This window comes from Streptomyces sp. NPDC088923, assembly GCF_044749745.1.
In the GTDB taxonomy this organism is placed as follows: domain Bacteria; phylum Actinomycetota; class Actinomycetes; order Streptomycetales; family Streptomycetaceae; genus Streptomyces.
This window is the reverse complement of the sequence record NZ_JBIVIO010000001.1, coordinates 2,290,445-2,315,791: the sequence shown is the minus strand read 5'-3', so window position 1 is coordinate 2,315,791 and position 25,347 is coordinate 2,290,445. Positions and strand designations below refer to the sequence as shown.

At 72.3% G+C, this 25,347-nt stretch carries 23 protein-coding genes; 9 read left to right on the top strand and 14 right to left on the bottom strand.

The genetic code is table 11. The annotated features are described in order from the left end of the window. The first annotated feature begins 148 nt into the window (after nucleotides 1–148). Nucleotides 149–1,075, top strand: a complete 927-nt coding sequence (locus ACIP4O_RS10435; RefSeq protein WP_401573537.1) for a carbohydrate kinase — start codon at nucleotides 149–151, stop codon at nucleotides 1,073–1,075. Between the two features lie 109 nt (nucleotides 1,076–1,184). On the opposite strand, the gene uvrA is transcribed toward ACIP4O_RS10435, so the two are convergent. After that, nucleotides 1,185–4,199 carry an excinuclease ABC subunit UvrA gene (gene uvrA, locus ACIP4O_RS10430; protein WP_401573535.1) on the bottom strand — a complete coding sequence of 1,005 codons (3,015 nt, stop codon included), beginning with the start codon at nucleotides 4,197–4,199 and terminating at the stop codon, nucleotides 1,185–1,187. A 480-nt stretch (nucleotides 4,200–4,679) separates the two neighbouring features. Between uvrA and ACIP4O_RS10425 the strand changes: the two genes are divergently transcribed. Continuing rightward, complete coding sequence (locus ACIP4O_RS10425; protein WP_401573533.1) at nucleotides 4,680–5,336, top strand: MBL fold metallo-hydrolase; 657 nt, start codon at nucleotides 4,680–4,682, stop codon at nucleotides 5,334–5,336. Between the two features lie 40 nt (nucleotides 5,337–5,376). Here ACIP4O_RS10425 and aroQ read toward each other — a convergent pair whose 3' ends face one another. From aroQ to uvrB, 4 genes are all read right to left on the bottom strand, one after another. After that, nucleotides 5,377–5,832 carry a type II 3-dehydroquinate dehydratase gene (gene aroQ / locus ACIP4O_RS10420; RefSeq protein ID WP_401573531.1) on the bottom strand — a complete coding sequence of 152 codons (456 nt, stop codon included), beginning with the start codon at nucleotides 5,830–5,832 and terminating at the stop codon, nucleotides 5,377–5,379. A 126-nt stretch (nucleotides 5,833–5,958) separates the two neighbouring features. After that, nucleotides 5,959–7,032 (bottom strand): TerC family protein, encoded by a 1,074-nt coding sequence (locus ACIP4O_RS10415; RefSeq protein WP_401573529.1) that lies wholly within the window; start codon nucleotides 7,030–7,032, stop codon nucleotides 5,959–5,961. 280 nt (nucleotides 7,033–7,312) lie between these two features. Continuing rightward, on the bottom strand, nucleotides 7,313–7,900 hold the full coding sequence (locus ACIP4O_RS10410; protein WP_361325560.1) for a TerD family protein: 588 nt from the start codon (nucleotides 7,898–7,900) through the stop codon (nucleotides 7,313–7,315). Nucleotides 7,901–8,156: 256 nt separating this feature from the next. Beyond that, the gene (gene uvrB, locus ACIP4O_RS10405; RefSeq protein WP_361325557.1) at nucleotides 8,157–10,310 is read right to left on the bottom strand and encodes an excinuclease ABC subunit UvrB; all 2,154 of its coding nucleotides are present in this window, start codon (nucleotides 10,308–10,310) and stop codon (nucleotides 8,157–8,159) included. Nucleotides 10,311–10,751: 441 nt separating this feature from the next. Here uvrB and ACIP4O_RS10400 point away from each other — a divergent pair, with 441 nt between their 5' ends. Further along, nucleotides 10,752–11,612 (top strand): glycerophosphodiester phosphodiesterase family protein, encoded by an 861-nt coding sequence (locus ACIP4O_RS10400; RefSeq protein WP_361325997.1) that lies wholly within the window; start codon nucleotides 10,752–10,754, stop codon nucleotides 11,610–11,612. An 81-nt stretch (nucleotides 11,613–11,693) separates the two neighbouring features. Further along, nucleotides 11,694–12,299 (top strand): methylated-DNA--[protein]-cysteine S-methyltransferase, encoded by a 606-nt coding sequence (locus ACIP4O_RS10395; RefSeq protein ID WP_401573526.1) that lies wholly within the window; start codon nucleotides 11,694–11,696, stop codon nucleotides 12,297–12,299. 77 nt (nucleotides 12,300–12,376) lie between these two features. Here ACIP4O_RS10395 and ACIP4O_RS10390 read toward each other — a convergent pair whose 3' ends face one another. The 3 genes from ACIP4O_RS10390 to ACIP4O_RS10380 all read right to left on the bottom strand — a co-directional run bounded on the left by ACIP4O_RS10390 (nucleotide 12,377) and on the right by ACIP4O_RS10380 (nucleotide 14,280). Next, entirely contained in the window at nucleotides 12,377–13,018 is a 642-nt protein-coding gene (locus tag ACIP4O_RS10390) for a uridine kinase (RefSeq protein WP_401573524.1), read from the bottom strand. Between the two features lie 158 nt (nucleotides 13,019–13,176). After that, a complete protein-coding gene (locus tag ACIP4O_RS10385) occupies nucleotides 13,177–13,419 on the bottom strand; it encodes a DUF397 domain-containing protein (protein ID WP_164291250.1) in 243 nt (80 codons plus the stop codon). Beyond that, nucleotides 13,420–14,280 (bottom strand): helix-turn-helix transcriptional regulator, encoded by an 861-nt coding sequence (locus ACIP4O_RS10380; protein ID WP_361325547.1) that lies wholly within the window; start codon nucleotides 14,278–14,280, stop codon nucleotides 13,420–13,422. Between the two features lie 125 nt (nucleotides 14,281–14,405). On the opposite strand from ACIP4O_RS10380, the gene ACIP4O_RS10375 reads away from it, so the two are divergent. Both ACIP4O_RS10375 and ACIP4O_RS10370 read left to right on the top strand, forming a co-directional pair. Next, nucleotides 14,406–14,927, top strand: a complete 522-nt coding sequence (locus ACIP4O_RS10375) for an ATP-binding protein (RefSeq protein WP_401573521.1) — start codon at nucleotides 14,406–14,408, stop codon at nucleotides 14,925–14,927. Continuing rightward, nucleotides 14,928–15,377, top strand: coding sequence for a hypothetical protein (locus ACIP4O_RS10370; protein WP_361325542.1), 450 nt, complete (start codon nucleotides 14,928–14,930; stop codon nucleotides 15,375–15,377). Between the two features lie 28 nt (nucleotides 15,378–15,405). Here ACIP4O_RS10370 and ACIP4O_RS10365 read toward each other — a convergent pair whose 3' ends face one another. The 5 genes from ACIP4O_RS10365 to ACIP4O_RS10345 form a co-directional block, all read right to left on the bottom strand. Further along, nucleotides 15,406–15,582, bottom strand: coding sequence for a hypothetical protein (locus ACIP4O_RS10365; protein ID WP_361325539.1), 177 nt, complete (start codon nucleotides 15,580–15,582; stop codon nucleotides 15,406–15,408). 304 nt (nucleotides 15,583–15,886) lie between these two features. Then, nucleotides 15,887–16,606 carry a DUF899 domain-containing protein gene (locus ACIP4O_RS10360; protein WP_401573519.1) on the bottom strand — a complete coding sequence of 240 codons (720 nt, stop codon included), beginning with the start codon at nucleotides 16,604–16,606 and terminating at the stop codon, nucleotides 15,887–15,889. 142 nt (nucleotides 16,607–16,748) lie between these two features. Then, nucleotides 16,749–17,297 (bottom strand): hypothetical protein, encoded by a 549-nt coding sequence (locus ACIP4O_RS10355; RefSeq protein ID WP_401573517.1) that lies wholly within the window; start codon nucleotides 17,295–17,297, stop codon nucleotides 16,749–16,751. Then, entirely contained in the window at nucleotides 17,288–17,863 is a 576-nt protein-coding gene (locus ACIP4O_RS10350) for a thioredoxin family protein (RefSeq protein WP_401573515.1), read from the bottom strand. The genes ACIP4O_RS10355 and ACIP4O_RS10350 overlap by 10 nt, the downstream gene beginning before the upstream one ends. Nucleotides 17,864–18,017: 154 nt before the next feature. Further along, the gene (locus ACIP4O_RS10345) at nucleotides 18,018–19,853 is read right to left on the bottom strand and encodes an FUSC family protein (protein ID WP_401573942.1); all 1,836 of its coding nucleotides are present in this window, start codon (nucleotides 19,851–19,853) and stop codon (nucleotides 18,018–18,020) included. A gap of 250 nt (nucleotides 19,854–20,103) precedes the next feature. On the opposite strand from ACIP4O_RS10345, the gene ACIP4O_RS10340 reads away from it, so the two are divergent. Together ACIP4O_RS10340 and ACIP4O_RS10335 are read left to right on the top strand one after the other, a co-directional pair. Further along, on the top strand, nucleotides 20,104–20,760 hold the full coding sequence (locus ACIP4O_RS10340) for a DUF4291 domain-containing protein (protein ID WP_401573513.1): 657 nt from the start codon (nucleotides 20,104–20,106) through the stop codon (nucleotides 20,758–20,760). A gap of 83 nt (nucleotides 20,761–20,843) precedes the next feature. Beyond that, a complete protein-coding gene (locus ACIP4O_RS10335) occupies nucleotides 20,844–21,563 on the top strand; it encodes a GNAT family N-acetyltransferase (RefSeq protein WP_401573940.1) in 720 nt (239 codons plus the stop codon). A gap of 104 nt (nucleotides 21,564–21,667) precedes the next feature. Here ACIP4O_RS10335 and pip read toward each other — a convergent pair whose 3' ends face one another. Continuing rightward, the gene (gene pip / locus ACIP4O_RS10330; protein WP_401573511.1) at nucleotides 21,668–22,645 is read right to left on the bottom strand and encodes a prolyl aminopeptidase; all 978 of its coding nucleotides are present in this window, start codon (nucleotides 22,643–22,645) and stop codon (nucleotides 21,668–21,670) included. Between the two features lie 287 nt (nucleotides 22,646–22,932). Between pip and ACIP4O_RS10325 the strand changes: the two genes are divergently transcribed. Then, nucleotides 22,933–25,155 (top strand): NADP-dependent isocitrate dehydrogenase, encoded by a 2,223-nt coding sequence (locus ACIP4O_RS10325; protein ID WP_401573509.1) that lies wholly within the window; start codon nucleotides 22,933–22,935, stop codon nucleotides 25,153–25,155. The last annotated feature ends 192 nt before the right edge of the window (nucleotides 25,156–25,347 follow it).

Genomic DNA, 25,347 nt, shown 5'->3' with positions numbered 1-25,347 from the left:
ACTTGCGCTCTGTGACAGTCCGGGCGGCTCCGGGTCCGCCTGTGGAGAACCCGGGTTGATCATCGGACGAGTCGCCGGTGCTGTGGAAAACTCGGTGCGGCCCGTTCGCCATCCCCTCCCGGCTTCGCGCCGGGCGAAAGGACTGCCTGTGTTCCTCGTCGCTGGAGAGGCCCTGATCGATCTCGTGCCGCGCCCCTCGGGCCCCGCGGAGGAGGGGCCTTTGGCCCCGCTGGTGCCCTGTCCGGGCGGCGGCCCGTACAACACGGCGGTCGCGCTCGGCAGGCTCGGCGACGAGGTCGCCTTCTGCTCGCGCCTGTCGACGGACGGTTTCGGCACGGCACTGCTCGACGGGCTGCGCACGGCGGGCGTCGGCACCGCTGCCGTGCAGCGCGGACCCGAGCCCACGACGCTCGCCGTGGCGACGCTCACCGCGCAGGGCTCGGCGGGGTACTCCTTCTACGCGGAGGGCACGGCGGACCGGCTCTTCAGCGTCCCCGAGACGCTCCCCGAAGGGGTACGGGCGATCTGCTTCGGGACCTGTTCGCTCGTCCTGGAGCCCGGCGCGAGCGCGTACGAGGAGTTGCTGCGGCGGCAGTCGCGGGCGGGGGTCTTCACACTGCTCGACCCCAACATCCGGGCCGGGCTCATCCCCGACCCCGAGGCCTACCGCGCCCGCTTCCTCCGTTGGCTCCCGTACGTGGATCTGCTGAAGCTCTCCGAGGAGGACGCCGCGTGGCTCGGGGACGACGTGGCGGGGTGGGCGGCGGCGGGTCCGGCCGCCGTCGTGGTGACGCGGGGCGGGGAGGGCCTGCACGTCACCACCCGTAAGGGTGAGGAGTTCTCCGTGCCCGGAGTGCCCGTCGAGGTCGTCGACACGATCGGCGCGGGCGACACGGTGAACGCGGCGCTGCTGCACCGCCTCGCCGCCCTCGGCCCGCTGCGCCAGGACGCGGTGGCCGCGCTGGGCGAGGAGGGCTGGCGGGACGTGCTCGGCTTCGCGGCCCGCGCCGCCGCGCTGACCTGCTCGCGCGCGGGCGCCCAGCCCCCGTACGCCCGCGAACTCGGCCTGGGCTGAGAGGCCGGGACGCGGGGCGCGTGCGCGTGAGGGCGGGGTGGGGGCGGCACGTACCGTGTGCGCCGCGGCCCATCCCGCCCTCGGGGCTTTCCTCCTTCGGGAAGGACCATCAGTCCTTCGCGGTGGCCCGCTTCGCCGTCGCGGACTTGGCCGTCTTGGCCGTCTTCGTCGCGCGCGGGGCCGCCGCCTTGCGCGCGGCGCCCTGGCCCGTGACGATCTGGCCGCCCGTCTTGCCCGTGGCCCGCTTGCGCGGGGCCGCCTTGCGCGCGGGCGCGGCGGCCACCTGGGTGCCGAGCACCTCCTTCAGGAAGCGGCCCGTGTGGCTCTCGGGCTCCGCGGCGATCTCCTCGGGGGTGCCCTCGGCGACGACCATGCCGCCGCCGTTGCCGCCCTCGGGGCCCATGTCGACGACCCAGTCCGCGGTCTTGATCACATCGAGGTTGTGCTCGATGACGATCACCGTGTTGCCCTTCTCGACCAGCCCGGACAGCACCTTGATGAGCTTGCTGATGTCCTCGAAGTGCAGCCCCGTGGTCGGCTCGTCCAGGACGTAGACCGTGGAGCCCGTGGAGCGCTTCTGGAGTTCGCTCGCGAGCTTGACGCGCTGCGCCTCGCCGCCGGAGAGGGTCGGGGCGGACTGGCCGAGCCGGACGTAGCCGAGGCCGACGTCGTTGAGCGTGCGCAGGTGCCGCGCGATGGCGGGGACGGCCTCGAAGAAGTCCATCGCCTCCTCGATCGGCATGTCCAGGACCTCGGCGATGGACTTGCCCTTGTAGTGGACCTCCAGGGTCTCCCGGTTGTACCGGGCGCCGTGGCAGACCTCGCACGGCACGTAGACGTCCGGGAGGAAGTTCATCTCGATCTTGATCGTGCCGTCGCCGGAGCAGTTCTCGCACCGGCCGCCCTTGACGTTGAAGGAGAAACGGCCCGGCAGATAACCGCGCACCTTCGCCTCGGTCGTCTCGGCGAAGAGCTTGCGGACGTGGTCGAAGACACCCGTGTACGTGGCCGGGTTGGAGCGCGGGGTGCGGCCGATGGGCGACTGGTCGACGTGCACGACCTTGTCGACCAGGTCGTCGCCGGAGACACGGGTGTGCCGCCCGGGGACCGAGCGGGCGCCGTTCAGCTCCCTGGCCAGGTGCGTGTAGAGGATGTCGTTGACGAGCGTGGACTTGCCGGAGCCGGAGACCCCGGTGACGGCGGTGAGGACGCCGATCGGGAAGGAGACGTCGATGTCCCGGAGGTTGTTCTCCTTCGCGCCGAAGACGGTCAGCTTCCGTTTCGGGTCGGCGGGACGCCGCACCTCGGGGACGGCGATGGCGCGCCGCCCGGAGAGGTACTGCCCGGTCAGCGACTCCTTGTTGCTGAGCAGCCCCGGCAGTTCGCCGCTGTGCACGACCTTGCCGCCGTGCTCACCGGCGCCCGGGCCGATGTCGACGACCCAGTCGGCGACCTTGATGGTGTCCTCGTCGTGCTCGACGACGATGAGGGTGTTGCCCATGTCACGCAGGCGCACGAGGGTCTCGATGAGCCGGTGGTTGTCGCGCTGGTGCAGCCCGATGGAGGGCTCGTCGAGGACGTAGAGGACGCCGACGAGGCCGGAGCCGATCTGCGTGGCGAGCCGGATGCGCTGGGCCTCACCGCCGGAGAGGGTGCCCGCCGCGCGGTTGAGCGAGAGGTAGTCGAGGCCGACGTCGACGAGGAAGCGCAGCCGCTCGTTGACCTCCTTGAGCACCCGCTCGGCGATCTTCTTGTCCCGCCCGCCCAGCCGCAGTTCGGTGAGGAAGTCCGCGCAGTCGTTGATCGACATCGCGGAGACCTCGGCGATGGACTTCCCCATGACGGTGACCGCGAGGACGATCGGCTTGAGCCGCGTGCCGTGGCAGCTCGGGCAGGGCACCTCGCGCATGTAGCCCTCGAAGCGCTCCCTGCTCGTGTCGCTCTCCGCCTCGGAGTGGCGGCGCTTGACGAAGGGCACGGCGCCCTCGAAGGCGGTGGTGTAGGTGCGCTGGCGACCGTACCTGTTGCGGTAGCTGACCTCGATGCGGGTGCGGTGACCGTGCAGCAGCGCCTTCTTGGCGCGCTGCGGCAGCCCGGCCCAGGGGATGTCGGTGCGGAAGCCGAGAGCGTCGGCGAGCGCGCCGACGAGGCGGCCGAAGTACTCCTTGGAGTGCCCGTGCGACCAGGGGTGGATGGCGCCCTCGTCGAGGGACTTGTCCTCGTCGGGGACGATCAGCTCGGGGTCGACCTCCATGCGGGTGCCGATGCCGGTGCACTCGGGGCAGGCGCCGAACGGCGAGTTGAAGGAGAAGGAGCGGGGCTCCAGCTCCTCGAAGGAGAGATCGTCGTACGGGCAGTACAGGTGCTCCGAGTACATCCGCTCGCGCTCAGGGTCGTCGGCTTCGAGGTCGACGAAGTCGAGGACGACCATGCCGCCGGAGAGACCGAGGGCGGTCTCGACCGAGTCGGTGAGGCGGCGCTTGGCGCTCTCCTTGACGGTGAGGCGGTCCACGACCACCTCGATCGTGTGCTTCTCCTGCTTCTTGAGCTGGGGCGGCTCGCTGAGCTGGATGGTCTCGCCGTCCACGCGGGCGCGGCTGTACCCCTTGGTCTGAAGATCGGCGAAGAGGTCGACGAACTCGCCCTTGCGCTCGCGCACGAGCGGCGAGAGGACCTGGAAGCGGCTGCCCTCGGGCAGGCCGAGGACCTTGTCGACGATGGCCTGCGGCGACTGGCGGGCGATGGGGCGGCCGCACTCGGGGCAGTGCGGCTTGCCGATGCGCGCGAAGAGCAGGCGGAGGTAGTCGTAGACCTCGGTGATGGTGCCGACCGTGGAGCGCGGGTTGCGCGAGGTGGACTTCTGGTCGATCGAGACGGCCGGCGAGAGCCCCTCGATGAAGTCGACGTCCGGCTTGTCCATCTGGCCGAGGAACTGCCGGGCGTACGAGGAGAGCGACTCCACGTAACGCCGCTGCCCCTCGGCGAAGATCGTGTCGAACGCGAGGGATGACTTGCCCGAGCCGGAGAGTCCCGTGAAGACGATCAGGGAGTCCCGGGGGAGGTCGAGCGAGACGTTCCGCAGATTGTGCTCGCGTGCTCCACGGACGATGAGACGGTCGGCCACGCCGGTCCGCACCTTTCTGATCGGTGAAGCCGGGCGCACCCCGCTTCGGAAAATGTCTGGACCATCGGGCACGGACGGTTCCGTGCTCGCGGTAGGGGACCTTCCGGTCCGGTCCGCGCCACGCCGTCTGGGCGATGGGCTGTCACGAAGGCGGGGCGCCTGCGCCGCCACCGTCCCTGTCGAGAACGCCGGGGGGACCGTGGTGATTCCGCGGGGTTTGTCACCCCGCTCCGGTCGTCCCCACCAGCATGCCTCGTGACCGCACCTCCGAGCGTATAGCACGCACTTTCGATTCCGGGCCGCGTCCGGGTTTCTTCACTCGTACGAGCCAAAGCCACGGAAGCGGGTTGACGCCAGCCGTCCCGGCGCGGGACGCGCTCGGGACCGGACGGGCTGTGCCCACCGTCACAACGGCGCGCGGGACGCCGCCGTCACGGGCGGTCCCGGGGGCTGTCAGTGGGGCGTTCTAGGGTGTGCCGCATGACCTACAGCGGAAAAGTGCGGGTGGGCGGGCCCGCCGAGGCGCACGAACTGGGCGAGCTGATCATCTCCAAGGTCGCCGTCGGCCCCATGGAGAACAACGCCTACCTGCTGCGCTGCCGGGAGACGGGCGAGCAGCTGCTGATCGACGCGGCGGCGGAGCCGCGGACCCTGCTGCGTCTCATCGGCCCCGACGGGCTGCGCACGGTCGTCACGACCCACCAGCACCCCGACCACTGGCAGGCGCTCGCGGAGGTCGTCGCGGCGACCGGGGCGCTGACCTGCGCCGGACGCGAGGACGTGGCGGGCATCCCGGTGCCCACGGACATCCCGCTGGAAGACGGGGACGTGGTGCGGGTCGGCCGCGTGGAGCTGGGGGTACGGCACCTGCGGGGGCACACCCCCGGCTCGGTCGCGCTCGTCTACGACGATCCGGACGGCGCCCCGCACGTCTTCACGGGCGATTCGCTCTTCCCCGGCGGGGTCGGCAACACGCGTGGCGACGCGGCGGCCTTCCGGCAGCTCATCGACGACGTGGAGGAGCGCGTCTTCACGCCCCTGCCGGACGAGACCTGGGTCTACCCGGGCCACGGCGACGACACCTCGCTCGGCGCCGAGCGCCCGCACCTCGGGCAGTGGCGGGCCCGGGGCTGGTGAGGCCCGGCGCGCGCGTGACCGTACCAGCCGCGGCCGGCCCTCAGCCCAGCAGCGCCGCGACCCGTTCCACGGCGAAGCCGTAGCCCTGGAGGCCGCAGCCGGCGATGACGGCGTCGGCGCGCAGTGAGACGTAGGAGTGGTGCCGGAACCGCTCGCGCTGGTGGATGTTCGAGAGGTGGACCTCGACGACGGGGAGTCCCTCGCACGCCTGGAGCGCGTCGAGGAGGGCCACGGAGGTGTGCGAGTACGCGGCGGGGTTGATCACGATGCCGCAGTGGTGCTCGCGCGCCTCGTGCACCCAGTCGACGAGCTGCCCCTCGTGGTTGCTCTGCCGGGCGTCGGTGCGGCCGCCGAGCTTCTCGGCGGTACGGGCGCACAGCGCCTCGACGTCGGCGAGCGTGTCGGTGCCGTAGACCTCGGGCTGCCGCTTGCCGAGGAGGTTCAGGTTGGGCCCGTTGAGCACCATGAGCGGGGCGGAAGTGAAGGTGTGCGGCATGGGGTCCTCCGGTCCGGGGCTGAAGCTGGACCGAGGTCTATCACGTCGGCTCCCGGCGTGAGGAAGCGTGGTCCCCGCCCGTCCCCATGGCGGGCGAGGACCACGCGTGAGGCGTGCCGCGTGCGGTCAGCGCCTCGGTCCGGCCCCGTCGTCCCCGTCCCTGGACGGCTGGGCCGCGTCTGTGTGTTCGTGCCGCTCGGTCCTCGCACCCACCGCCGCGTGCTCCGAGCCCGTCCCGGCGGCCTTCTCGGCTTCACGCTGCCTGCGCGTGGCGAGCAGGCTCGTGACGGTCGTGACCGCGAGGACGGCGACGATGACGCCGAGCGAGACGGTCGTCGGGATCTCGGGGACGTGCACGCCGCTCTCGTGGAGGGCGTGGAGCACGAGCTTGACCCCGATGAAGCCGAGGATGACCGAGAGCCCGTAGCTGAGGTGGACGAGCTTCTTGAGCAGTCCGCCGATGAGGAAGTAGAGCTGGCGCAGCCCCATCAGCGCGAAGGCGTTCGCCGTGAAGACGATGTACGGGTCCTGGGTGAGCCCGAAGATCGCCGGGATGGAGTCGAGGGCGAAGAGGACGTCGGTCGTGCCGATGGCGAGGATCACGACGAGCATCGGCGTCATGATCCGCTTGCCGTGCTGCCGGACGAAGAGCTTCGTGCCGTGGTACCTGTCGGCGACGCCGAAGCGGGTCTCCAGGGACTTGAGGAGCTTGTTCTCCTCGAACTCCTCCTCGTTCTCGTCCTCCTCGCGCGCCTCCTTGATGAGCTTCCAGGCGGTGTAGAGGAGGAAGGCGCCGAAGATGTAGAAGATCCACGAGAAGTTCTCGATCATCGCGGCGCCCGCGAGGATGAAGAGGGTGCGCAGGGCCAGCGCGATGAGCACGCCGACGAGGAGCACGCGCTGCTGGAACTTCGCGGGGACCGCGAACTTCGCCATGATCAGCACGAAGACGAAGAGGTTGTCGACGCTGAGCGATTTCTCGGTGATGAACCCGGCGAAGAACTCGCTGCCCTGCTTGCCCCCGGCGAAGACCAGCAGCCCGGCGCCGAAGAGACACGCGAGGGCGATCCAGACGACCGTCCAGATCCCGGCCTCCTTGAGGGAGACCTCGTGGGGTTTGCGTCCGATGAGGAAGTCGACCGCGATCATGGCCAGCAGGGCCACGATCGTGATCAGCCAAACGGTGAGAGAGATGTTCACTGCGCCTCCGGCAGTACGTCACGGCATTCGATCAGCTCGTCGCTGCCGGAGGTCTCTTCCACCACGCGCACTCATGCGCATGGCCGACGCCCCGGGACTTGAATGGTCCGTATTGACGGGTACGCCGCTTGAGGAGTACTCCCCTCCGCTGGTCCTAAGCTACGGGGATACCCAAGAGATGTAAAGGTTCAGGTAAAAGAAAACCCAAAAACGCAGGTGGTGGGTGCCGGGAGGAGCGGCCCCTGAGCCCGGCTCCTCCCGGCACCCACCCGGGCCGCTCTCAGAGCAGGGGCAGGATCGCCGGTACGAGGTCCTGGAAGGTGCGGCCCTGAGCGGGCGTGCCGAGCGCGGTCATCCGCCAGCCGCCGTCCACGCGGTGCACCTTCGCCATGATCTGCGCGGTGTACGGGCCGCCGCCCGCCAGGGTGTGCCGGGCCAGCTCCTGCCCGGTCGTCTCGTCGACGAGCCGGCAGAAGGCGTTCTGGACCTCCTGGAAGGTCTGGCCCGTGAAGGAGTTCACCGTGAAGACGATCTGGTCGACCTGCGCGGGCACACGCTGGAGGTCGACGAGGATCGATTCGTCGTCGTCCCCCTGCCCCGCTCCCCCGACCAGGTTGTCCCCGGTGTGCCGGATCGAGCCGTCATTGCTCGTGAGGTGCTGGAAGAAGACGACATCGACCGACTTCTTCCCGCTGAAGAGCACGGCGGAGGCGTCCAGGTCGATCTCCCGGGGGCGCATCAGCCCGCTGAGCAGTCCCCGCTTGCGGGGCGCCGCCTGCCAGCCGAGCCCCATCCGGACCGCCGTCAGCGCTCCCCCGTCACCCTTCTCCAGGCTGATGCCCTGTCCCTTGGCCAAGTTGACCGTCACGTGTCCCCACCTTCCGTGGCTGCGTCACAGGACGCTCCCCCGTAGAGCGCCCGCCCCGACCCTCGCACGGCGGCGGGGCGCGGCGCAGCCCCCGTACGGCGGATTGTGGCCGTCCCGGGACACGGAGGCGGACCGCGTGACCCGGGAGGGTGACCCGGTCAGGGGCGAGGCCCGGCTCACCCTCCCGGGTGAGGCGGGCGGGCAACGGGCGGGCGTGGGCCTCCGGTGCCGCTCCCGGCGCCCGGCGGCCTGTCCCTCAGGCGACCCCCGCCTCCTTCATCTGCCGCAGTTCCTTCTTCATCTCGGAGACCTCGTCGCGCAGTCGCGCGGCCACCTCGAACTGGAGGTCGGCGGCGGCGGCCCGCATACGGTCCGTCATCTCCTCGATCTGCTGGGCGAGCGCGGCGCCCGGCTGATCGGTGGGCGCGGGCGCGGCCTTGCCCTTCTTGCCCTTGCCCTTCGCCGCCTTGCCCGCCTCCGCCGTCGCCTTGCCGCCGAGCGCGGGCACGGGCGTCTTCGCGCCCTTGCCCTCCTTGGCCTGCCGGTACCCCGTACCGAGCAGGGAGTCGGTGTCGACCTCCTCGCGCGCGATCGAGGCGACGATGTCGTTGATCTTCTTGCGCAGCGGCTGCGGGTCGATACCGCGCTCGGTGTTGTACGCGATCTGCTTGGCGCGGCGGCGGTTGGTCTCGTCGATGGCCCGTTCCATCGCGGGCGTGATCTTGTCCGCGTACATGTGGACCTGCCCGGAGACGTTGCGGGCGGCGCGCCCGATGGTCTGGATGAGCGAGGTCCCCGAGCGCAGGAAGCCCTCCTTGTCGGCGTCGAGGATCGCGACGAGGGAGACCTCGGGGAGGTCGAGGCCCTCGCGGAGCAGGTTGATCCCGACGAGGACGTCGTACTCCCCGGCCCGCAGCTCGCGCAGCAGCTCGATGCGCCGCAGCGTGTCGACGTCGCTGTGCAGGTAGCGGACGTTGATGCCGAGTTCGAGGAAGTAGTCGGTGAGGTCCTCGGCCATCTTCTTGGTGAGCGTCGTGACGAGGACGCGCTCGTCCTTCTCGGTGCGCTCGCGGATCTCGTGGACGAGGTCGTCGATCTGGCCCTCGGTGGGCTTGACGACGATCTCCGGGTCGACGAGCCCGGTCGGGCGGATGATCTGCTCCACGAAGCCGTCCGAGCGGGACAGCTCGTAGTTCCCCGGGGTCGCGGAGAGGTACACCGCCTGGCCGATGCGCTTCTGGAACTCCTCCCACTTCAGCGGCCGGTTGTCCAGCGCCGAGGGGAGGCGGAAGCCATGGTCGACGAGGGTGCGCTTGCGCGAGGCGTCGCCCTCGTACATCGCGCCGATCTGCGGGACGGTGACGTGGGACTCGTCGATGACGAGGAGGAAGTCCTCCGGGAAGTAGTCGAGCAGGGTGTTCGGCGGGGAGCCGGGCTCGCGGTCGTCGAAGTGCATCGAGTAGTTCTCCACGCCGGAGCAGGTGCCGATCTGGCGGAGCATCTCGATGTCGTACGTGGTCCGCATCCGCAGCCGCTGCGCCTCCAGGAGCTTGCCCTCCTTCTCCAGCTCCGCGAGCCGTCCCTCCAGCTCCTTCTCGATGCCGTTGATCGCCCGTTCCATGCGCTCGGGGCCGGCGATGTAGTGCGAGGCGGGGAAGACGTACACCTGCTGGTCGTCGCTGATGACCTCGCCGGTGAGCGGGTGGAGCAGGGAGAGGGCCTCGATCTCGTCGCCGAACATCTCGATGCGGACGGCCAGCTCCTCGTACACGGGGAAGATCTCGATCGTGTCGCCGCGCACCCGGAAGGTGCCGCGCGTGAAGGCCACGTCGTTGCGCGTGTACTGGATGTCGACGAAGCGGCGCAGCAGCTCGTCGCGGTCCAGCTCGTCGCCGACCTTGAGGGGGACCATGCGGTCCACGTACTCCTGCGGCGTACCGAGGCCGTAGATGCAGGAGACGGAGGCGACCACGACGACGTCCCTGCGGGTCAGCAGCGAGTTCGTCGCGGAGTGCCGCAGCCGCTCGACCTCCTCGTTGATCGAGGAGTCCTTCTCGATGTAGGTGTCCGACTGCGGGACGTACGCCTCCGGCTGGTAGTAGTCGTAGTACGAGACGAAGTACTCGACCGCGTTGTTCGGGAGCAGCTCGCGGAACTCGTTGGCGAGCTGGGCAGCGAGGGTCTTGTTGGGCGCCATGACGAGGGTCGGGCGCTGGAGCCGCTCGATCATCCACGCGGTGGTCGCCGACTTGCCGGTACCGGTCGCGCCGAGCAGGACGACGTCCTTCTCCCCGCCCTTGACGCGCTTCTCCAGCTCGGCGATGGCGGTGGGCTGGTCACCGCTGGGCGAGTACGGGCTGACGACCTCGAAAGGCGCCACCGTGCGTTCGATCTGAGTTACGGGCCGCATGTCCTCCACGGTACGACCGACCACTGACAAGCGGCCCGGCGAACGGACCGCGGCGTGCGGGGGACGGGACCGGGCCAGGGGGCGGACCGCGTGCGGGCGGGGAGCGCGCGCCCCCGGCGCGGGCGGCGCGCCGTTCGATTCCGGCCGCGCACCGGTCACCCGGCGTTCCCGCGGCACGGGGGGCCACCGTGCGGTGCGGTACGGGCGGTGACCACACGCCCTGTGTGCCGCACGCGCCTCGCTATGCGCCCTTACCTCCCTGACCTGGGCTTTCCCCGGCGGCGCGCGGGAGCCGCCCCGGGGTGCGTCCGACCGGTCGCGCTCCGTTCGGGGTGTGGCCATCGCGCATCTGTCTGCGCGCACCCCGCAGCGGTCACGCTCCTACTGTCAGTGATCCCGCGAACTCCAGGAGCCTTCTTGTCCGCACGAGCCGCAACAGCAGTGACCGTCGCGATCCTCGGCAGCGGAGCCCTCGTCGGCCTCCCCGCCGCGTCCGCCTCGGCAGCCGACAGCGCGCACAGCCCCGCCGGAATCACCGTCGTGGGACATCGCGGCGCGCCCGCCTACGCGCCGGAGAACACCCTGCCCTCGGTCGAGAAGGCGGCCGAGCTGGGCTTCCGCTGGGTGGAGAACGACGTCCAGCGCACCAAGGACGGAGAGCTGATCGTCCTGCACGACACGACCCTCACCCGTACGACCGACGTGGAACAGGTCTTCCCCGACCGCGCGCCGTGGAACGTGCGCGACTTCACCGCGGCGGAGATCGCGCGGCTGGACGCGGGGACCTGGTACGACCCCTCCTTCGCCGGTACGCGCATCCCGACCCTGAAGCAGTACCTGGACGAGATCACCCGCACCCACCAGAGCCTGATCCTGGAACTGAAGAGCCCCGATCTCTACCCGGGCATCGAGGCCGAGACCCTGGCCGCGCTGCGGAACAGCGGCTGGCTCGACCGCGGGCACGTGCGGCACCGGCTGGTGGTGCAGAGCTTCGACGCGAAGAGCATCAAGGAGGTCCACAAGCAGCGGCCCGACGTGAAGACCGGTTTCCTCGGCACGCCGACGCAGGCGCAGCTGCCCGAGTACGCCCGTTTCGCCGACCAGATCAATCCCTCGCACACGACGATCGGTGCGGACTGGGTCGCCGCGGCGCACGCGCTGAAGGGTCCGCACGACAAGCCGCTGGAGGTCTTCACCTGGACCGTGGACACCCCGAACGACACGGTGACGGCGGCGGACAAGGGTGTGGACGGGATCATCAGCAACGCCCCGGACGTCGTGCGGGGCGCGCTGGGCGACTGACGAGCGGCCGCAGTCGGCCGGGAAACCCCTGGTCAGCCTGGTACCGGCGGCGTTGTCAGTGGGCGGCCGTACGGTGTGCGCATGAACGATGACACGTCCGCCGCGCCCGGCCGCCAGGGGCCCGTGCCGGAGTGCGCCGACGCGCCGGAGGGCGCCCGGGGCTGGACCTCGGTGGTGGTGGAGAGCCCCATCGGGCCGCTCCTGCTGGCGGCGACGGCCGCCGGTCTGGTCCGGGTCGCCTTCCACGCGGACGCGCGGACGGCGGCCCGGGAGCGGGCGGCGCTCACCGCCCGCCTCGGCGGACCGGAGGACCCGGCGACGGGCGCGGTCGCGGTGGAGGCGGCGGGCAAGGCGCTGAGCGGGTACTTCGCGGGGGACGGCGCGCTCGCCGCGCAGCCGCTGGACTGGTCGCTCGTCACCGGCTTCCAGCGCGAGGTGCTGCGGGTCCTGGCGGCAGAGGTCCCGTTCGGGGCGGTCGTCGGGTACGGGGAACTGGCGCGCAGGGTGGGGCAGCCCGGCGCGGCGCAGGCCGTCGGTCTCGCGATGGGGGCCAATCCGCTCCCGCTCTTCGTGGCCTGCCACCGGGTGGTGGAGCGGGACGGCGGCATCGGGGGCTTCGGGGGCGGCGTGGAGACGAAGCGGCGGTTGCTGGCGCTGGAGGGGGTGCTGCCGCAGCCACTGTTCTGAGCGGCGGGGGTCTCGTGGACGGGGCCCCGTCCTGCGGGTCCCGGGGACGTGGCGGGCGCGGCGACCCCGGGGCCGGGTCAGTCCTGGGGGACGCGGCGGGCGGGGTGGCGGGGGTCGTCCGCGCGGACGACGAGGTCGGCCGCGTCGAGAGGCGTCTGCTCGGCTTCGTAGCGGGCGAAGGCCGGGAGGGTCCAGTGCTCCTCCTCGGGGGTGCGGCGGCGCAGTGCCGCCTCGGTGAGGGAGAGGTGGACGCCGAGGTCGAAGGGGAACCAGTGGCCGAAGAGGAAGGGTCCGTGGAGGAGGAGGAAGCCGCCGGGCGGCAGGGTGACGTAGGGGGTGCGGGTCGCGCGGTCGGTGGCGGGGTCCCACAGGTCGGGCAGCACCCGGCCGTTGCCGCCGGGATCGAGCGGGGCGAAGACCTCCCGCCACAGCGCCGGGGTGTCGAACCAGCCCGCGAGGTAGCTGTCGGGGTCGTTACGGCCGTGCTCGAAACGGAGCGAGGCGGGGCGCAGGAAGCCGCTCGTGGCGAGCGCCAGCGCGGGCCGGCCCGCCGCGCGCAGCGCTTCGGCGAGCCGGGCGGCGAGGGCCTCGGGCCGGGCGGCGGGTGCGCCGTCGAGTGCCACCCTGACGTGGTCGCCGCCGTCCGCCGGGGTGGTCGCGAGCAGGCGCTCGGTGAGGTCCCCGGTCAGGCGTTCCCAGGTGATCGCTTCGAATCGCACGGGTCCATGGTGACGCAGGCGGTCGCGGCGCGGGGGGCGGGGGCCGCGGGACCGGAGGCGGAGACGAAAGACGGGGGCGCGCTGTGGCACGCCCCCGGGAAAGGCTCCGGGACACGGCCCGGGTGGGGAGGAGATCGGGAGGGAGGGAAGCGAAGAGGTCAGGAGAGGAGGAAGTCGGCCTGTCCGGCCTTGGCTCCCTGGATGAAGGCGGTGATCTCCGCCGGCGTGTAGATGAGTGCGGGCCCCTCTGGATCGGAGGACTGGCGGAAAGCGATCCTGCCGTCGGCGAGTTTCATCGCCTCGACGCAGTTCCCCCCGTTGCCCCCGCTCCACGGCTTGCGCCACCCCGCGTCACCGAGCTGGGCGGCGGGCATGCCGTTGTATATCCGGACGCGGTTCATTCACAGCTCCTTGCGGACATCCCTCAGGATCTCCTTTGTGCGTTGTGCAGTGGCGGCATGTGCCGCCATGTGGTCCATGACCTCCAGATACGTGGCGACTTCCGGCCGGCTGTCGAGATAGACGGCGCCGGTCAGGTACTCCACGAAGACCATGTCCGGAAGTTCGGGCATGGGGAAGCGGAAGAGCACGAAGGGACCGAAGGTGCCGGGGTGGGGCCCCGCGCTGAACTCGGCGATCTGGAGGGTCACGTTGGGCAGGGCGGTGACGTCGAGCAGATGGTCGATCTGCCGGCGCATGACCGCCGCGTCCCCCGCCGGGCGGCGGACCGCCGTTTCGTCCAGGACGTACCACAGCCGTGGGGCGTCCTCGCGCACCAGGAGCTTCTGGCGTCGCAGTCGTAGGTCGACATGACGCTCTATCTCCTCCGGTTCGCTGCGCCCGAGCGAGCCGGCCCGCATGACGGCGCGCGCGTACTCCTCCGTCTGGAGCAGACCCGGCACGAAGTGCGGTTCGTAGTTGCGGATGAGGCTCGCGGCCCCCTCCAGACTGACGTGCATGCTGAACCAGTTGGGGAGCACGCCGTGGTAACGCTGCCACCAGCCCGGCTTGTTGGCGTCCTCGGCGAGCGTGACGAAGGTTTCGACCTCCTCCGCCGATGCCCCGTAGGACTGGAGGAGGAGCTGGAGGTACGGAATCCTCAGCGCGACCTCTGCCGTCTCCATGCGCCGGACCGTGGCCGGTGCGACGCGCAAGACCTTGGCCGCCTGTTCGCGACTGAAGCCCGCGTGCTCGCGCAGGTCCTGGAGCCGCCGCCCCAACACCACCTGGCCCACGGTCGGCGCGGACCTCGGTTCGCTCACGTCGACCTCCCCTTGGCGAACAGTTCCCGAGCAGTGTGCCATGCGCCGCAACCCCAGCACACTGCACTCTGAATTTTTCAGAGTGACCCTTGCCAAGTGTTCGCGCCGGGGAGATAGTGGCACACGTGATTCCGTCCGCTCCGTTAATCACCCCCCAGACCGGTGAGCGCTGTGCGAGTTTCGAACTCGCCGCTCACCCGGGTTCCGCCGCCCAGGCCCGGCGGCTCACCCGCACGCAGCTCGACGGCTGGTCGGCGCCCGAGGAGACGTGCGAGGCGGCGATCCTGATCGTCTCCGAACTCGTCACCAACGCGCTTGTCCACACGGGCAGTCGGCAGATCTTCTGCGAGCTGCGCGAGATCGAGCCGCGTGACCGGGTCCCGCGACAGGCCCAGGACCCGCTCGGGCGAGCGGGCGGGGGGAGTGGCGCGGCGGGCGAGGGGGCCGGGGCGCGACTGCGGATAGCGGTGCGCGACGAGGGGCAGTGCGGCAGGCAGCCCGCGAGTCCCCGCCAGGACCCGCAGGACGAGCACGGGCGCGGCCTTTTCCTGGTCTCCGCCATGAGCCTGTCCTGGGGCACCCAGGAGGCGGGTCCGGGTTCGGGCCTGGTCGCGTGGGCCGAGTTGTCGTGGGAAGAGGCACGCTGAATGCACACGTGGACGGCAGGCTCGCTGAGCCTCGACACGCTCGCCTCGCTCAGCCGGGGCAGGTCCCCCGGGGGAGCGGCGCGGACGCCACTGGTGCGTTTGACGGTGCCGAGCGGGATGACCACCTCGATGGGGGTGGACGCGGTGGGCGTGCCCGAGGCGCTGGCTCGCCGGGTGATGGGTCGACTGCCCCGGATGGGCTGTGTGTTCGCGGACGGCGGGCGGTGGTGGTGGATCGTGCCCTCCGGTTCGGACGTGGCCCTGGAGTGGCCCGCACCCGCGCACTACGCGGCCGGCGCGCTCGTACCGGATGCCCGGAGGGAGCCCCGGCTCGTCCACCAGCCGGCCGGCAGGGCGCCGTACACCCCGCCGATCCCGCTCTACGTGACCCTGTGCCGCCTCACCGACACCCTTCCGCCGTGGTCGCGCTCGGCACCGGCCGAGGACTGACGGGCGCCCACCCCCGGCGGGGACGGGCTCACTCCGGCGCGGAGCGGGCGCGCACGATGACGAGGAAGGCGTCCGCGTCGAGATCCATGACGACCTCGGCGGCCGTGCCCTCGCGGCGTCGCTGACGGGCGAATTCCTCGGCGGGCCAGGAGCCTCGCGGTCCGCCCGCGGGGAAGCGTTCCAGCACCACTCGTTCAGTCCTCACGGCCGCAACTCCGTCCTGTCGTACCCGGGTCGCACTCCCCCGCCGCCGGTGCTGTCGCCACACGTGATCACCCGGACCCCACCCTTCACTCACTCGCATGGAGTAACGAGTGCACCCGTCGTCACGTCACACCGCGCCGGGCGGTGCGTCGAGAATGACGCAGCGAAGCCCCCGGGCGTGGGCGCCGTGACCGTACCGTCACCTGTTCGCCCCGGCTCGTAACGGCATACGTCGCCCTCGGGGAGCACGGGGGGCGCGACCGGCGGCGCACCGGGCCCTGCGATGGTGAGGGGGTTGCGGCAGCTCAGGAGGTGGGCCGCGCGAGGTGGTCGCGGCGGCCGAGCGCGGTGAGGTCGAGGAGGGTGCTCGCGCTGCCGAGACGGTCGAGACCGCGGGCATATGCCGAGTAGGTGTGGAAGACCTGTTCCCCGACGCGCAGGAAGCAGTTGATCGCGGGCCGGTCGGCGTGTTCCCCGGCGGCGAGCGCGGCGCTCAGCCCCGGGTCGGTGGGGGCCAGGACGGCGGGAGAGGGGTCGGCGGGGCCGCTCGGGGCCAAGGAGGCGCCGAAGTCGTAGGGGAAGTCGCTTTCGTGGGCCGAGTACCACGGCACCGTCCAGCCGCCCGCCGCCTTGAAGGGGAGGATGCGCGGGTACGGGGCGCGGGAGACGGCGGCGAAGGCGGTTCCCCGCGCGCGCAGGTGCCGCAGGTCGCCGAGCTGATCGAGAAAGGCCGCGCAACGCGCGCAACCCGTCTCCCATTCGGGCGCGAACATGAAGTGGTACACGATCAACTGATCGCGCCCTTCGAAGAGTTCCAACAGCCCGGTGGCTCCGTCGGGCCCCGTGAGCACGTACTCCTTCTCCACGGCGACCATCGGCAGGGCGCGCCGCCGGGCGGCGAGGGCGTCGAGGGCGCGCGTCAGGGCCTTCTCCTCGGCGAGCAGCGCGGTGCGGGCGGAGAGCCACTCGGCGGGGGTCGCGGTGGCGGGCAGGGGGCCGGGGGGCTGTGTGGGGGTGTCGTTCACGACGTTCCTTCGGGGGCCGGCGGGGGCGGGTGCGGGTGCACGCGCGGTCGCCTGGTGGACCGGAGGAGCGGGGGGAAGTCATCTTCTGGCTGGTGGGAGGGGGCCGAGTGGCGCGGGCGGCGCGCCGGGCTCCCCCCGGACTTCAGTCCGCCGGGCCCAGCGGCAGGGTCACCGCACGGTCCCGGACGGGGAGCAGGCAGCCGCCGCTCTCGCTGCACGCACCGTACGTGAGCGACACGCGGGCGGTGTCGGCGCCCTCGGACCGCCGCACGGGGAGAGTGAGGGTGACCGACCCGTCCTCGTAGACCGGCAGGTCGACATCGAGCCCGGCCGGGCGCAGCACCCGCGGCTTCGCGTCGGTGGTCGCCGGTCCGGTGGCCCGCAGTCCGCCTTCGGTGCGGAGGCGGGTCGGGATGCCGATCCCCTCCACCCCACCGTCGGGGAGGCCGAGACTGTAGAGGTGGAATCCGGCCTGCTGGGGCCGTAGTTCCGCGAGGAGTCGCGGGCCGTCCTCGTCGGAGTCCAGGCGTATCCGCACGGAGACGCCTCCGGCCGTGAAGGAAGCGGCACGCTCCGTGGGGCCGCTGGGCCCGGCGGCAGAGCAGCCGGGGAGTACGGCGGCGACGGCGGCCACCGCGAGGATCGCGCCCGTACCCGTGCGGCGGGCTCGGAGCGGGGCGGCTATGCCCATTGCCTCAGGAACTCCTCGACCTGCGCGGCCGACATGGCGTGGGCGTTGGCGAACTCCCCCTGGTTCGTGGCCACCTCGATCCTGCCGGAAGCGGCGTCCAGGACGGCGAGGGCCGGTATGCCGCTCGTCAGCAGGTCGACGTAGCGTCCGGCGACGTCCAGGTTGTGGTCGAACTCGCCGACGTCCACCTTGACTACGTGGTACCGGGCCAGGAGCGCGGAGGGCCCGGGCTGTGCGAACCGCGCGCCGAGGACGCGGCAGTCGAGGCACCAGTCGGCGCCGAAGTCGACGAGAACCGGGCGGCCGTCCTTCTTCGCCGCCTTCAGGGCGGCGGCGATGTCGGCCGCGGCGTCCGCCTTCGGGTCGTAGTCGGGGGCGTCCTCGGCGGCGGACGAGGCCGAGGGGGGCGAGGCCGGCATGGTCGAGGCCGACGGGGTCGGGGCCGACGAGGCGGAGACCTCGGCGGCGGCCTCGCGCGGGCCGGTGGTCTCACCCGCGCAACCACTGAGCAGGGGCAGGGCGAGCACGGCCAGCGCCAGCACCGCCGGAAGCACAGGAGGTCTCACACGACTCCTTTGTCATCCCGTCCGGGTGTGATCATCGGACCGCAGTTTCGCACACGGTTCGCACACAGGAGGATCAGCGGCCCCGCGGTTCCGGGCGGGCGGGCACGGGGGCCGGGCGCGTGGTCGGCGCGGACGCGGGACAGGGCCGGTGTGGTCAGTGCGGCACGGGGGCCCGGTCGTGGTCCAGCGTGCCGAGTTCGCCGAGCAGGGCGCGCAGGCGGGCGCTGTCGCGCGGGGGCAGGGTGCCCGCGTCGTCGGCGTGGACGGCGGCGGCCGTGGTCGTGTCGACGAGGCGTTCGAGTACGGCGGTGAGTTCGGCGCTCCCGGCGCTGCGGCGGGCGAGCGGGGGCAGTTCGGCGGCGGAGACCTCCACGGCGGCGCGGGCCTGGGCGAGGGAGCGGTAGGCGGCGCGGCGCAGTGCCCAGCGGCCCGGCAGATCGGGCGAGCCGCTGAGGACGTGGCCCAGGTAGTCGGTGGCCGCCTGCGAGGCGATGGCGAGCCGACCGCGGGCGACGGTGCCCGCCCGGCCTGGGAGCGGGAGGTGCCCGGCGAGCAGCACGATCCCGCAGGCGAGCAGGGTGTCGGTGAGGCGGTTCCAGGTGGCTTGGGTGTCGCCGCCGAGACCGACCAGGGCGAGGACGAGGAGGGTGACGACACCGGTCTGGAGGGCGAAATGGCGCATGGCGAGCGGGACGAGCGTCGCGCAGACCGCGGCGAGGGCGACGAGGCCGCTCTCGGGCGGCAGCGGTACGGGGGCGGCGACGGCGGCGAGCGCGACGAAGAGCCCGGCTCCGACGAGGGTGCCGGCGATCCGGCACAGGACGCGCGAGGCGAGCGGGCCCAGGTCGGGCTTGACGAGGAAGACGGCGGTGGCGGGGAGCCAGTACCAGTGCTCGGGGTGGAGGGTCTGGGCGACGGCGGTCGCGGCTCCCATGCTGAGCGCGACGCGGATTCCGTACTCGCGCCCCGCCGGGCCGGTGACCCGATGCCGCGCGGCGCGCAGGCGGGCCCCCGCGCCGCGCGGGGCACGGGTGGCGGGGACCGGTCCGGGGGCCGAGTCGAAGACGGCGAGGGCGGAGAGCAGGGAGGCGTCGAGCGCGCGGAGGCCAGGGGCGTCGCGTTCGGGGGCGGGGACCGGTCCGGGCGCGGTGTCGTGGCGTACGGCGTCCGCGAGGGCCAGCGGGCCCCGTACGGTACGGGCCGGGAGCGGGCGCCCGGCCCAGAAGAGGGCGGTCGCGGCCTCGGCGAGGGGCAGGGCGGCGTCGAGGCGGGCACGGAGGCGGCGTTCGGCCGAACTGCTCGCGAAGGGGTGGAGGCGGGGGCCGAGCAGGGCGTCCTGGGCCTGGTCGAGTGCGGCGGTGAGAGCGGAGCGGCGGGCGGGAGCGGCGGGGGTGCCGGTGGCGTCGAGAAGGGCGGCGATCGCGGTGTAGACGGAGGCGACGGCGGCACGTTCGGTGCCGAGCCGGTACGGGTGGCGGGCGCCGTCGTCCGGGGACGGGAGCAGGAGGCGCAGGGCGAGGAGCCAGGCCGCTCCGGTGAGGAAGGCGAGGGCGCGCTGCCAGCCGGGCTCGGGCAGGGGCATCCCCGCGCCGATGGCGGTCGTGACGAGTACCTGGGTGCCGATCCCCGAGGCGACCGGACCGAGTGCGCTCACGGCGCCGGCGAGGAGGCCGAGCACGGTGAGGACGAGAGGGAGGAGGAAAGGCTGGGTGGAGTGCGGAAGGAGCGCGGTCGCCCCGCTGCCGAGCAGCAGACCGCAGGTGCCTGCGAGGGCGGGGGCGCCGAGGCGGAGTCCCGCGGTGCGGCGGCTGCCGGGGCGGTCGTTGATGGCGGCGAGCAGGCCGCCGAGCGCCGCCATGACGCCGAGCCCCGGCTGGGCGGCGGCGACGGCGAGGACGAGCGGCAGCGCGCCGAGCAGGCCGCGCGCCATGGCACCGCGCGGCACCGGCAGGCGCGGGACGCGCAGGGCATGGGCGAGCCAGGCGGGCAGGGGGTGGAAGCGGCGGAGGTGCTGGTGGCGGAATCCGCGTGCGGGCAAGGTCACTCCCGTCGGCAGGTCTGGGGGATCGCGCGGTACGAACGCGCGAGTGCCTGCGGGCGGCGGTGGCCGTGGCTGTGCTCGTACAAGGGTACGGGAGGGGCGAGGTGCGGAGGAAACGGGCGGGTTACGGGGGTGTGGCGGCCCCCGTGCGGCGGCGAATTCCCTGGCGCGCCGGTCAGCGGGCCGTCAGGCTCGTCGTATGGAGACTGACGAACGCCCCCGAGGGGGCACGGTGCGGGCCGTACCCCGCCACGAGATCCGCGCGCTGCACACGGCGGACACGCTCACCGTGTACCAGGCGTACCGGCCCTCGCTCGGGGTGCCCGCGGCGCGGGACGGGCGGTTTCCGCAGGCGTGGGGGCGGGGGCGCATGACGTGGGTCAAGCCGTCGTTCCTGTGGATGATGTACCGCTGCGGGTGGGGGACGAAGGAGGGGCAGGAGACGGTGCTCGCGGTGCAGATCGCGCGGGAGGGTTTCCTGTGGGCCCTGCGGCACGCGACGCTCTCGCACTACGAGCGCGGGGTGCACGGGGACCGGGCGCAGTGGCAGCGGTCGCTGCGGCGTGCGCCGGCGCGGGTGCAGTGGGACCCCGAGCGGGACTTCCACGCGCGAGCGCTGGGGCATCGCTCGCTGCAACTGGGGCTGTCGGGCGAGGCGAGCCGCGGGTACGCGGACGAGTGGATCGTCGGGATACGGGACGTGACGCCGCTTGCCCGGCAGGTGCACGGGCTCGTGCGGGCGGGGGAACTCGACGCGGCGCGGGCGCTGCTGCCCGTCGAGCGGCCGTACGAGGTGCCCGCCGACGCGCTGGCGGGACTGCTGCCGGTGGCGCGCGTGCGGGAGGGGGCCGCGTGAGGGATCTGGCGGGGCGGGGCGAGCGGAACTTCGTGGCGCACGCCTGCCACCTGCACCGCGCCGGTGCGGGACGGACGGTGAGTGTGCCGCCGGGCGGGGAGGTGCACGTCGCGGACAGTGGGCTCGACGACGACACGTTCAACGTCGTGGCGGGTGCGCGGTTCCCGGGGCGGGCCTCGTCGGCGCGGGTGCTCGCGACGCTCGCCGCGCTGCGGACGACGGGGCGGCGGTTCACGTGGTGGGTGGGGCCCGGCTCACGCCCTGAGGGCTTGTCGGCGCTGCTCACCGCGGCCGGGGCGCCCGTCACCGCGCGCGAGGAGGCGATGGCGCGGAGCCTGCGGCGGGCGCTGCCCCGGCCCGTGGCGCGGGACGGGCTCGTGGTGCGGCGGGTGCGGACGCCGGGGGATCTGGCGGCGTTCGCCGCGGTCGTCGCGGCGAACTGGGAGCCGCCCGCGGCGACCGTCACGCGTTTCTACGCGGATTCGGCGAAGGCGTTGCTGCGCCCCGCTTCTCCGGCGCTGCTCTTCGTGGGCGAGGTGGCGGGCGAGGTCGTGGCGAGCGCGGAGGTGTTCCTGTCGGACGGGGTCGCGGGGCTGTACAACGTGTCGACGCGGGCCGGGTTCCGGCGGCGCGGTCATGGGACGGCGGTGACGCTCGCCGCGCTGCGGGCGGCGCGGGACGCGGGCTTCGGGACGGCGGTGCTCCAGGCGAGCGAGGAGGGTGAGCCGCTGTACCGGGGGCTCGGTTTCCGGACGTTCGGTGTCTTCACCGAGCACGCGGTGCTGCCGGTGACGTTCGGCTGAGCCGGGGGCGGGAGCGGGGGCGGGGGCGGGGCTGCAGCTGGGGGCGGGACTGAAGCGACGGGGCGGGCGCGGTGACGGGGGTGCCGCCCCGGCGCCCGCGCGCTTCAGGCCCCTGCCTCCGCCTCGTCCGCGTAGTGGTCGGTCGCGGCGACGAGATGCCCGGCCATCTCGGCGTTCGCGCCGTGGACGCCGTCGTTGACGACGTGCAGGCTCGCCTCGGGCCAGGCGGCGGCGAGTCGGTGGACGGCGCCGGTGAGGTTGCCGGGGTCCAGGAGGCCCTGGACGAGGGTGCCGGGGATGCCGTGCAGGCGGTGGGCCTCGCGGAGGATCACCTCGTCGCCGCCGAGGAAGTGGTCGTGGCTCCAGTAGTGCGTGACGGTGCGGACGAAGCCGAGGCGGAAGCGGGGGTCCTCGTAGCGGGGTTCGGAGCGGGGCGCGGCGGGCATGATCGCCGTCTCCCAGTCCGTCCAGTCGCGTGCGGCGAGGGCGCGTACGGCCGGATCGGGCGAGGCGAGGAGGTCGCGGTACGCGGCCGCGAGGTCGCCGTCGCGCGCGGCCTCGGGCACACCGGCGCGGAAACGTGCGAAGGCTTCGGGGAAGTAGCGGCCGAGGCCCCGGGTGAGGACCTCGACCTCGGCGCGGCTGCCGGTCGCGACGCCGGTGAGGACGAGGGCCCGTACGCGTGCGGGGTGGAGTTGCGCGTACCGCAGGCCGAGGAAGGAGCCGAAGGAGCCGCCCCAGACGAGCCAGCGGTCGATGCCGAGGTGCGCGCGGAGCGCCTCCAGGTCGGCGATGAGGTGCGCGGTGGTGTTGGTGGCGAGGTCGTGCGCGGGCTCGGAGGCGTGCGGGCGGCTGCGGCCGGCGCCGCGCTGGTCGAGCAGCACGATCCGGTAGCGGGCCGGGTCGAAGTACCGCCGGAAGCGGGGCGAGCAGCCGGAGCCGGGGCCCCCGTGCAGGACGAGGGCGGGCAGGCCCGCCGGATTGCCGCACGTCTCCCAGTACAGCTCGTGTCCGTCGTCGGTGGGGAGATGGCCGTGGGCGTACGGGGCGGAGTCCGCGTGCAGCGGTACGGGGGCGGGCATCCCCGCAGCATACGAGAGGGGCGCGGGGCGGGGCGAGGGGATATGGCGGCCCGGGACCGTACCGGGCCGGGGGCGTCGGGGGTGCCGCCGTCCGCAGGACGAAGGGCCCTTTCGGGAGAGCCGCCCTCTCGGGATATCTTGATATCGAGCAATATTGAAAAGACGCGAAGCAAGACAGGCAAGACCCGCACACAAGCAACACAGGCAACACAAGCAGTACCCCGCAGCATCAGCGACACCCGCAGTACCAGCAAGACGCAGACAGTGGAGACGGAGCGGAGCACCCGGTGACTGACTCGACCATCATCTACACGCACACCGACGAGGCGCCCGCGCTGGCGACGTACTCGTTCCTGCCGGTCATCGAGGCGTACGCCTCCACCGCCGGGGTCGGCGTGGAGAGCCGCGACATCTCGCTGTCCGGCCGCATCATCGCGAGCTTCCCGGAGTGGCTGGAGGAGGGCCAGCGCATCGAGGACGCCCTCGCCGAGCTGGGCCGCCTCGCGCAGACGCCCGAGGCGAACATCATCAAGCTGCCGAACATCTCGGCGTCGATCCCGCAGCTCAAGGCCGCGATCGCCGAGCTCCAGGCGCAGGGCTACGCGCTGCCGGACTACCCGGACGACCCGAGGACGGACCAGGACAATGACGTCCGCGCCCGCTACGACAAGGTCAAGGGCTCGGCCGTCAACCCGGTCCTGCGCGAGGGCAACTCCGACCGCCGCGCCCCCGCGTCGGTGAAGAACTACGCGAAGGCGCACCCGCACCGCATGGGCGCCTGGACCCCCGAGTCGAAGACGAACGTCGCGACGATGACGAACGACGACTTCCGCTCGACCGAGAAGTCCGCGGTCCTCCCGGCCGACGACAGCCTGCGCATCGAGCTGAACGGCGACGACGGCTCGACGACCGTGCTGCGCGAGTCCGTACCCGTACTCGCCGGCGAGGTCGTCGACGCCTCCGTGCTGCGCGTGGCCGCGCTGCGCGAGTTCCTGACCGCGCAGGTCGCGCGGGCCAAGGCCGAGAGCGTGCTCTTCTCGGTGCACCTCAAGGCGACGATGATGAAGGTCTCCGACCCGATCATCTTCGGTCACGTCGTGCGCGCTTTCTTCCCGAAGACGTTCGCTGCCTACGGTGAGCAGCTCGCGGCTGCCGGCCTGACCCCGAACGACGGGCTCGGCGGCATCCTCAAGGGCATCGACGGGCTCCCCGAGGGCCAGAAGATCAAGGAGTCCTTCGAGGCCGAGCTGGCCGAGGGCCCCGCGCTCGCGATGGTCGACTCGGACAAGGGCATCACGAACCTGCACGTCCCCTCGGACGTCATCGTCGACGCCTCGATGCCCGCCATGATCCGTACCTCCGGTCACATGTGGGACAAGGACGGCAAGGAAGCGGACACGCTCGCCGTCATTCCGGACAGCAGCTACTCCGGCATCTACCAGGTCGTGATCGACGACTGCCGTGCGCACGGCGCCTACGACCCGGCCACGATGGGCTCGGTGCCGAACGTCGGCCTCATGGCGCAGAAGGCCGAGGAGTACGGCAGCCACGACAAGACCTTCGAGATCCCGGTCACCGGCACCGTCCGCGTCCTGAACAAGGCCGGCGAGGCCGTACTGGAGCAGGCCGTCGGCGCGGGCGACATCTTCCGCATGTGCCAGACGAAGGACGCCCCGATCCGCGACTGGGTCAAGCTCGCCGTGACGCGCGCCCGCGCCACCGGGACCCCCGCCGTCTTCTGGCTCGACGAGACCCGCGCCCACGACGCGCAGCTCATCGCGAAGGTCAAGCAGTACCTCCCGGAGCACGACACCGAGGGCCTGACCATCGAGATCAAGTCGCCCGAGGACGCCATCGCGTACTCCCTGGAGCGCATCCGCCGCGGCGAGGACACCATCTCGGTGACCGGCAACGTGCTGCGCGACTACCTCACCGACCTCTTCCCGATCCTGGAGCTGGGCACCAGCGCCAAGATGCTCTCCGTGGTCCCGCTCATGAACGGCGGCGGCCTCTTCGAGACCGGTGCGGGCGGCTCGGCCCCGAAGCACGTGCAGCAGCTCGTCAAGGAGAACTACCTGCGCTGGGACTCGCTCGGTGAGTTCCTCGCGCTCGCGGTGAGCTTCGAGCACCTCGCGCAGAAGACCGGCAACGCGCGCGCCCAGATCCTCGCGGACACCCTCGACCGCGCCACCGGCACCTTCCTCAACGAGGACAAGTCGCCGAGCCGCAAGCTCGGCGGCATCGACAACCGCGGCAGCCACTTCTACCTCGCCAAGTACTGGGCCCAGGAGCTGGCCGCGCAGACCGAGGACACGGAGCTGGCGGCCGCCTTCGGCCCGCTGGCCGAGAAGCTCGCTGCCGACGAGGAGAAGATCGTCGGCGAGCTGATCGCCGTCCAGGGCTCCCCGGCGGAGATCGGCGGCTACTACCGTCCCGACGCCGCGAAGTCGGCGGCGGTCATGCGCCCGTCGGCGACCTTCAACGAGGCGCTGGCGTCGCTGAAGGGCTGATGCCGGTAGGGGGTGTGCGGGCTGATGTCTGTGCACCACGTGGCGGGCTGACGTCCGCGCACCGTGTGGCGGGCTGACGTCCGTCGACCACGGCCCCGTGTGCCTTGTGCATGCGGGGCCGTGGTGCGTTTGGGGCCCGGTCGTGGGGGGCAGGGCGTGGATCGGGCGCTGGTCGTGGGGCGGTGGCGAGGC

What these genes read in the sequence shown, in the direction of transcription:
- ACIP4O_RS10425 (WP_401573533.1), top strand. Translation starts at nt 4,680, where the DNA reads ATGACCTACAGCGGAAAAGTGCGGGTGGGCGGGCCCGCCGAGGCGCAC.
- aroQ (WP_401573531.1), bottom strand. Translation starts at nt 5,832, where the DNA reads ATGCCGCACACCTTCACTTCCGCCCCGCTCATGGTGCTCAACGGGCCC.
- uvrB (WP_361325557.1), bottom strand. Translation starts at nt 10,310, where the DNA reads ATGCGGCCCGTAACTCAGATCGAACGCACGGTGGCGCCTTTCGAGGTC.
- ACIP4O_RS10395 (WP_401573526.1), top strand. Translation starts at nt 11,694, where the DNA reads ATGAACGATGACACGTCCGCCGCGCCCGGCCGCCAGGGGCCCGTGCCG.
- ACIP4O_RS10385 (WP_164291250.1), bottom strand. Translation starts at nt 13,419, where the DNA reads ATGAACCGCGTCCGGATATACAACGGCATGCCCGCCGCCCAGCTCGGT.
- ACIP4O_RS10370 (WP_361325542.1), top strand. Translation starts at nt 14,928, where the DNA reads ATGCACACGTGGACGGCAGGCTCGCTGAGCCTCGACACGCTCGCCTCG.
- ACIP4O_RS10355 (WP_401573517.1), bottom strand. Translation starts at nt 17,297, where the DNA reads ATGGGCATAGCCGCCCCGCTCCGAGCCCGCCGCACGGGTACGGGCGCG.
- ACIP4O_RS10340 (WP_401573513.1), top strand. Translation starts at nt 20,104, where the DNA reads ATGGAGACTGACGAACGCCCCCGAGGGGGCACGGTGCGGGCCGTACCC.
- pip (WP_401573511.1), bottom strand. Translation starts at nt 22,645, where the DNA reads ATGCCCGCCCCCGTACCGCTGCACGCGGACTCCGCCCCGTACGCCCAC.